Origin of the sequence: Jiangella anatolica (genome assembly GCF_003236295.1) — a bacterium.
In the GTDB taxonomy this organism is placed as follows: domain Bacteria; phylum Actinomycetota; class Actinomycetes; order Jiangellales; family Jiangellaceae; genus Jiangella; species Jiangella anatolica.
On sequence record NZ_POTW01000237.1, the window covers coordinates 1 to 415 of the forward strand.

Annotated in this window: 1 protein-coding gene; it reads right to left on the minus strand. The window is 55.2% G+C overall.

Features of this window, described 5'->3' with window-relative positions; translation table 11 throughout:
* Nucleotides 1-415 (minus strand): sodium:solute symporter family transporter (locus C1I92_RS33170; RefSeq protein ID WP_233507592.1); only part of this gene is annotated, 415 nt, incomplete at both ends.

The following is a 415-nucleotide window of genomic DNA, read 5'->3' on the forward strand; positions in this document are numbered from 1 at the left end:
ATTCAGAAAGCCGTTGAAGGTACTGATCACCGCACCAAATAACACCGCGCCGAAGAAACCCACCAGTGGCACTGGCAGAACGTTATTGACCAGCGTCGGGTAGGCCATGTCGGCTTTCGGTAGATCCTGATACAGATGAAACGCAATCAACCCTGGCAGCACCAGTACCAGCGGGTCGAGCATTTTCAGCACCGCCGTTAACAGCGCCCCCTTTTGCCCTTCCGACAGGCTTTTTGACGCCAGCGTGCGTTGCACGATGCCCTGATTTGTACACCAGTAAAAGGTGTTCACCAGAATCAAACCGGTAAATGCCGCGCCAATCGGCAAGGGATCGGTCGGGCCGCCGACTGAGTTTAATTTCTCGGCGTGAACGGTGGTGAGTTGCTCAATGCCCTGCATAAAGCTGCCCTTGCCC